Annotated in this window: 4 protein-coding genes; 2 read left to right on the forward strand and 2 right to left on the reverse strand. The window is 51.2% G+C overall.

The window, feature by feature from the left end:
* Nucleotides 1–278: 278 nt before the first annotated feature.
* On the reverse strand, nt 279–2,324 hold the full coding sequence (locus tag AJE_RS01070) for an NADPH-dependent 2,4-dienoyl-CoA reductase (protein ID WP_272941524.1): 2,046 nt from the start codon (nt 2,322–2,324) through the stop codon (nt 279–281).
* Nucleotides 2,325–2,462: 138 nt separating this feature from the next.
* On the opposite strand from AJE_RS01070, the gene sppA reads away from it, so the two are divergent.
* Nucleotides 2,463–4,343, forward strand: coding sequence for a signal peptide peptidase SppA (gene sppA, locus AJE_RS01075; RefSeq protein ID WP_008949278.1), 1,881 nt, complete (start codon nt 2,463–2,465; stop codon nt 4,341–4,343).
* A gap of 60 nt (nt 4,344–4,403) precedes the next feature.
* Nucleotides 4,404–5,417: an asparaginase gene (gene ansA / locus AJE_RS01080; RefSeq protein WP_008949279.1), complete on the forward strand. Its 1,014-nt coding sequence runs from the start codon at nt 4,404–4,406 to the stop codon at nt 5,415–5,417.
* Between the two features lie 414 nt (nt 5,418–5,831).
* Here ansA and AJE_RS01085 read toward each other — a convergent pair whose 3' ends face one another.
* Nucleotides 5,832–6,821 carry a sulfate ABC transporter substrate-binding protein gene (locus AJE_RS01085; protein WP_008949280.1) on the reverse strand — a complete coding sequence of 330 codons (990 nt, stop codon included), beginning with the start codon at nt 6,819–6,821 and terminating at the stop codon, nt 5,832–5,834.
* Between the last annotated feature and the right edge of the window lie 414 nt (nt 6,822–7,235).

Raw genomic sequence — 7,235 nt, forward strand, 5'->3', positions numbered from 1 at the left:
GTCTTGGTTGTGCGGGGTTCAGGCGATTGCTGCAGGCTTTTCACTGCACTGCTTGGCCTTCACCTGCTATGCAATAGCAATACCAATATCTGACTACTGCTTGGCGGCTTTGCATTTTATTAGTGTTAATGAAACTACTAATAAAGATAGCAGCTAATACTGCGTAAAAATAGGGCAAGTAAAGGACAAAAAGATGACAAAGAGATGACCGGTCGCACTTTTTTGGTGCAACCGGCCAGTCAAAGGTTGGGAACCTAGCCTGAGCCAGGCAAAAACGACTAGATTTGTGCCGCCAGCTCCGCGCCCTGACGAATGGCGCGCTTGGCATCAAGCTCGGCAGCAACATCCGCACCGCCTATTAAATGCACTTTCTGCCCCCGCTCAATTAAACCTTGTTGCAGCGCCCGCAGCGGCTCCTGACCGGCACAGATCACCACATTATCCACCGCCAGGCAGCGCTCTTCGTTATTAATGCTGATCCAAAGCCCGGCATCATCTACTTTCAGATAATTTACGCCGGCCAGCATTTCCACGCCTTTTTTCTGCAACGAGGCCCGGTGTGCCCAGCCCGAGGTTTTACCCAGGCCAGAGCCAACCTTGGTATTCTTGCGCTGCAACAAATAGATCTTGCGCTTGGCTGGCTCAGCCGGCTCGGCTTTTAGCAAGGCACCACGCGCCTGATACGCCTTATCAACGCCCCAGTCTTTTAACCAGGCATCCGGTTGCAGCGTCAGTGAATGCTCTTCGGTCAGATATTCCGATACATCAAAGCCAATGCCACCGGCGCCAATAATAGCCACATGCTTACCCACGGCTTTATGGTCGCGCAGCACATCCAGATAACTCAGTACTTTCGGATGGTCCTGCCCCGGCAAACCAATATCACGCGGCACTATCCCGGTGGCCAGAATAATCTCATCAAAGCCACCAGCGCTTAACGACTCCACGCTTTGCTCGGCATTTAAATGCAGCTTAATCGCATGTAGCTCCAGCATCCGGCCGTAATAACGCAGGGTTTCGTGGAACTCTTCTTTGCCCGGAATTTGTTTGGCGTAGTTAAACTGGCCGCCGATTTGGTGCGATTTATCAAATAAGTGCACCTCGTGGCCACGCTGCGCAGCATAAACACTAAAGGCCAGGCCAGCCGGGCCGGCACCGACTACCGCCAGCTTTTTGCGGGTTGTAGCCGGGGTGAAATTTAGCTCAGTCTCGTAACAAGCACGCGGGTTAACTAAACAGCTGGCGCGCTTTTGCTGGAAGATATGATCCAGGCAGGCCTGATTACAGGCAATACAGGTATTAATCAGATCGGCCTGATCAGCAGCCGCTTTATTCACAAAGTCGGCGTCAGCCAGGAAAGGTCGCGCCATACACACCAGATCGGCCTGGCCGTTAGCCAGAATATCTTCCGCTACCTGTGGATCGTTAATGCGGTTAGTGGCAATCACCGGCACGGACAGCTCTTTGCGCACCCGCTCCGTGATCCAGCTAAAGGCAGCCCGCGGTACCCGGGTGGTAATGGTCGGGATCCGTGCCTCATGCCAGCCAATGCCGGTATTAATCATCGTTGCCCCTGCCTTGGCAACGCCCTTACCTAAAGCGACCACTTCATCAAAGGTATTACCATCTTCTACCAAATCGAGCATAGACAGCCGGTAAATAATAATAAAGTCCTTACCACAGGCTTCACGTACCGCCCGTACCGTTTCCAGCGCAAAACGGCTGCGGTTATCAAAGCTACCGCCCCATTCATCGTTACGCTGGTTAGTGCGCTGACAAATAAACTGATTAATCAGGTAGCCTTCCGAGCCCATAATTTCCACACCATCGTAACCGGCTTTTTTCGCCAGTTTGGCGGCATTGGCAAAGTCTTTAATGGTGGCACGCACCTGACGGCCAGACAGCTCTGACGGCTTGAACGGAGTAATGGGTGATTTAATTTTACTGGGGGCGACGTTAAACGGATGATAACCATAGCGACCGGCATGTAACAGTTGCAGGCAGATTTTGGCGCCATGCTGATGTACAGCCTCGGTGACCTGCTTATGCTTGCCAACCTGCCACCAGAAACTTAGCTGACAACCAAAAGGTACCAGATTGCCGCGAAAATTCGGGCTGATACCGCCGGTAATAATTAACCCGACACCACCTTTCGCGCGCTCAGCATAAAAGGCCGCCAGTTTACTAAAACCATTTTTCTCTTCTTCCAGGCCGGTATGCATCGACCCCATAATCACTCTGTTGCGTAATGTTGTGAAACCGAGATCGAGCGGTTGTAATAATTGTTGATAAGCCACATAAACCTCTCTGGTCGTACCTGTCATAAATGCCAGACTCTAGCGAGTTTGGCGCCGTTTCGCAAGCGATATACATTTTCTTACAAATTCGGTTTCGACTTTGCAGCAAAAGCCGTTAGCATACTCAATGCGTAATAGTATTAGTTCGAGACACAGGAATATCTCATGGCAGAAAAAAAGAAAGGCATCATCCGGCGCTTCTTTGGCGCGATCTGGGCCGTCTATAAGGGCTTTCGCTCCACCGTGCTTAATATCATCTTTATTTTATTTGTGATTTTAATTGGCAGCGCCATCTTCGGTGGCGGCGACAAAGTCAAAGTGGCGAAAACCTCTGCCCTTTACCTGAATCTGAGAGGCGATCTGGTTGAAGAAAAACGCTTTGTTGATCCTATCGCCGCCATTATGAATCAGAGCCTGGGTGGCCAGGAAGAAACGCCGGAGATCCTGGTTAGCGATCTGGTTGCGGTAATTAATCATGCCGCTAAAGATAACCGCATTCAGGCCATGGTGCTGGATTTATCCGGCTTAGGTCGTGCTTCACTGGACAAGATGCTGGCCGTTGGCAGCGCGATTGAGAATTTCAAGCAAGGCGGTAAAAAAGTATTCGCCTACGGCGCCTTCTTTGCCCAAAACCAGTATTTTCTGGCCAGCTATGCTGATCAAATCAGCCTGGAGCCAATGGGTGCTGTGATCCTGGAAGGTTACGGCAGCTATCCGATGTTCTACAAGAGCGCACTGGAAAAACTGAAGGTCAGCACCCATGTGTTCCGCGTGGGTACCTATAAATCTGCGGTAGAGCCCTACACCCGCGATGATATGTCTGCTGAAGCCAAAGAAGCCAATATCGCCTGGTTAAATGCGCTGTGGCAGGAATATAAAGAACAGGTTGCCGGCCGTCGTGGCTTTGCACTGGATAACTTTGACGAAACCTTTGCCGGTCTGTATGCCAAGGTGGCTGCCGCCGAGGGCGATTTAAGCAAGTACGCGCTGGAAAACAAGCTGGTTGATAGTATCCAAACCCGCGAAGAGTTCCGTCGCAGCTTAATTGCCGTTGTCGGTAAGAACGACAAAAATACCTACAACCATGTCACCTTCGATGATTACAGCAAGCTGGTGTTACCTGCCAAGCAGTTTGATAACCCAATGACCGAAAAAGTAGCCGTTGTCGTGGCCCGCGGTATGATTATCGATGGCACGGCAAAAGCCGGTACCATTGGCGGTGATTCTACTGCAGCACTGCTGCGTCGTGCCCGCCACGATGACAAGGTTAAAGCCGTAGTACTGCGCATTGACAGTGGCGGCGGTAGCGCCTTCGCGTCAGAAGTGATTGGTCAGGAAATTACCCTGCTGCGTGAAGCTGGCAAACCGGTTATCGCTTCTATGGGCGCCGTTGCTGCCTCAGGTGGTTACTGGATTGCCGCGCCTGCCAATGAAATCTGGGCCGCCCCGACTACGATCACCGGCTCTATTGGTATCTTCGGTTTAATGCACACCCTGGAAAATGCGATGCAAACTCTGGGCTTAAACGTAGATGGCGTAGGTACCACTGAGCTGGCAGGCTTATCTGCCGGTGTTCCGCTGTTTAAAGGGTTAAATGACCCAATGAAAGATTTAATGCAGCTGCTGATCGAGCGCGGTTATTCCGAATTCCTGACCATGGTGGGTAAAAACCGCAATATGAGCGTGGAAGCGGTAGATAAGGTTGCCCAAGGCCGCGTCTGGACCGGCCGGATGGCGCAGGAGTTTGGCCTGGTGGATAAACTGGGTACCTTCGACGATGCCATTGCCCGTGCTGCGGAAATGGCTGGCCTGGATAACTACGATGTCAAAGTGATCCAGCAAGAGTTAAGCCCAACAGAGCAATTCTTTGTTGATATGTTTGGTGCGGCCCAGGCCAAAGGCTGGGTACCGAGCTTCGGCCAGTCGATGCAAAACCGTGCCCTGCGTCAGTTAAGCCAGCAGGTACAACAGGACTTCCTGTTAATGAACCAGTTTAATGACCCTAATGGTATCTACTCCTACTGCCTGAGCTGCCAGATCCACTGACAGCAAACGCAATAAGGATTACAATGCCCGGCTCTGACCGGGCATTTTTTTAAGGTTCCCATGCAAAGAAAACGTATTTATGTCGCCTATACCGGCGGTACCATCGGTATGCAGCAATCCAGCCGTGGCTTTATTCCGGTACCGGGCTTTTTAACCGACACGGTAAAACGGATGCCGGAGTTTTACCGGCCGGAAATGCCCGAGTTCGACATTCATGAGTATCATCCGGTAATTGACTCCTCCGACATGACGCCGGCGCACTGGTTAAGTATTGCCAAAGATATTCAGGCAAACTATCAGCATTATGACGGCTTTGTGGTGCTACATGGCACCGATACCATGGCTTACACCGCCTCTGCGCTGTCTTTTATGCTGGAGAATCTGCAAAAACCGGTGATTATCACCGGCTCACAGATCCCACTGGCGCAGCTGCGCTCCGACGGCCAGGTTAACCTGTTAAACGCGCTGTATCTGGCGGCCAATTATCCGATCCCGGAAGTGTCGCTGTTCTTTAATAACCAGCTGTTCCGCGGCAACCGCGCGACCAAGGCCGATGCCGACGGCTTTAATGCCTTTGCCTCGCCCAATTTACCGCCGCTGCTGGAAGCCGGGATCCATATCAAGCTATTAGCCGGCAAGCTGAGCAATAGCGCCGAGGCCCTGCCGTTACAAGTTGCTGAGATCACCCCGCAGCCGATCAGTGTGGTGACACTCTATCCCGGCATTACCACCGACGTGATCAGCAATATGCTGGCCGCACCGGTACGGGCGCTAATTATTAAGTCTTTTGGTGTGGGTAATGCACCACAGCGCCCGGAACTACTTAAAGTGCTGGAGAATGCCAGTAACAGCGGCCAGGTATTAGTAAACTGCACCCAATGCTTTAAAGGCAAGGTCAATATGGATGGTTATGCCACCGGTAATGCCTTACGCCGCGCCGGCGTGATCAGTGGCTTTGATATGACGCTGGAAGCAAGCCTGACCAAGCTGCATTACCTGCTAAGCAAACCACTCAGCCCGGAGCAGATCCGCACTCAGATGCAGCAAGATCTGCGCGGTGAACTCACCCTCTAAGCATAAAACAACCCCACTCCACGACTCCGGTATGCTTGCGTACCGGAGTCGACCCTGCGATAGTGGGTTAGAAACCTTCGGCGTGATATGTAATCAATCTTGGTGCGAAGAAATGCTGATTTGTGCCAAAAGCGGTCATTTCACTATACAGAAATTAAAGTCCGCTTTAGGTGTTAGCAGAACGCCTCAATAACCGGTAGCCGGAGCCTAGCGAAGTGCAGTGCAAGCTGTCCGGTGCAGCAGCATGAGCGTAGTTGGTTGGTAACGCCTGTAAACGGCGTGCGGAACAAGCGGCGAACACAGGGAGCGAATTTAATTGCTTTGTTAGGTACCGGAGTCGTGGTATGGTGTCGCTTTTGGTTACGGGTATAGGTTTCGATTACCGGGACGTAGGGCGGATGTTTTCTGTGCCTTTTACCTTCTGTAGATTTGATCGAAGATAGCGCCTTGCGCAAAATGTTTCTGATGTGCTGCTTCCCAGCCGGCAAAGTCTTCAATAGTAAATAAATTTAATGCCGGGAATTGAGCTGAGTACTCTTCGGCAATATTCGTGTCGCGAGGCCGGTAAAAATGCTTAGCGGCAATTTCCTGCCCGGTTGGCGAATAAAGAAACTCAAGATAGGCCTCTGCTGCAGCGCGGGTGCCCTTTTTATCGACCACCTGATCGACTACGGCGACAGAAGGCTCGGCTAAGATTGAAATGCTTGGCACCACAATTTCAACCTGATCTGCGCCCAGCTTTTTGATTGCAAGTAAGGCTTCATTTTCCCAGGCTATCAACACATCGCCTATTTGTCGGTCCAGGAAAGTGGTTGCAGCCCCCCTGGCACCAATATCGAGCACCGCAACATTGCGAAACAGTGCTGTGACAAACTGTTTGGCATAAGCTTCGTCATTCCCACTCTTCGCTAAGGCGTAACCCCAGGCTGCCAAATAGTTCCAACGCGCCCCACCAGAGGTTTTGGGATTGGGAGTAATAACGCTGACATGCTCTTTGGTCAGATCCGCCCAATCTTTAATGTTTTTCGGATTACCTTTGCGAACCAGAAAAACAATGGTGGAGGTATAGGGTGCCGAATTATGTGGTAACCGGGTTTGCCAATCCTTTGCGATTTTTCCTGCCTCAGCAATAGCATCAATGTCTTGCGCCAGGGCTAACGTCACCACATCAGACTCAATGCCGTTGATCACTGCAATAGCTTGCCTGCCTGAGCCACCATGAGATTGATTAAGCCGCAGCGGCTGATCCGCATTCTGGCTTTGCCAATGGTCGGCAAAGGCCTGATTAAAATCCTGATAAAACTCGCGGGTAGGATCGTAGGATACGTTTAGTAAGGAGAGCGGTTTGGCGATTGCGGTATTGGCAAATATTGAAACCGTTAACGCTATAAGTATTTTGCGCATATTAAGCACCTTTTTTATTTAAAGTTTTCGCAAAATTAGCATGCCTTATATGCCAAATCTAATTGCAAATTCCTCTCTTATATTCTTTATGGTTATATGTGATGGTATCGAGAAAATCGCTTGTCGGAGCGATCTTTGATGCGCCCACTACGCAGGACCGACTCCGGTACGACGCGCATACCGGAGTCGTGGACTGGTGTAGCGTTAAGATCGGTGTTTGGTTTGATAGCGCAGGAGCGGCTCCGGTACGGCGGGCATAGCGGAGTCGTGGCTTGGTGTAGCGTTAAGATCGGTGTTTGGTTTGATAGCGCAGGAGCGACTCCGGTACGGCGAGCATACCGGAGTCGTGGCTTGGTGTAGCGTTAAGATAGGTGCTTTATTTGATAGCGCAGGACCGACTCCGGTACGGCGTGC

The sequence above is a fragment of the Alishewanella jeotgali KCTC 22429 genome, assembly GCF_000245735.1.
In the GTDB taxonomy this organism is placed as follows: Bacteria; Pseudomonadota; Gammaproteobacteria; order Enterobacterales; family Alteromonadaceae; genus Alishewanella; species Alishewanella jeotgali.

Excerpts from the sequence above, each read along its gene's own strand:
- AJE_RS01070 (WP_272941524.1), bottom strand. The coding sequence starts at position 2,324 with ATGACAGGTACGACCAGAGAGGTTTATGTGGCTTATCAACAATTATTA.
- sppA (WP_008949278.1), top strand. The coding sequence starts at position 2,463 with ATGGCAGAAAAAAAGAAAGGCATCATCCGGCGCTTCTTTGGCGCGATC.
- ansA (WP_008949279.1), top strand. The coding sequence starts at position 4,404 with ATGCAAAGAAAACGTATTTATGTCGCCTATACCGGCGGTACCATCGGT.
- AJE_RS01085 (WP_008949280.1), bottom strand. The coding sequence starts at position 6,821 with ATGCGCAAAATACTTATAGCGTTAACGGTTTCAATATTTGCCAATACC.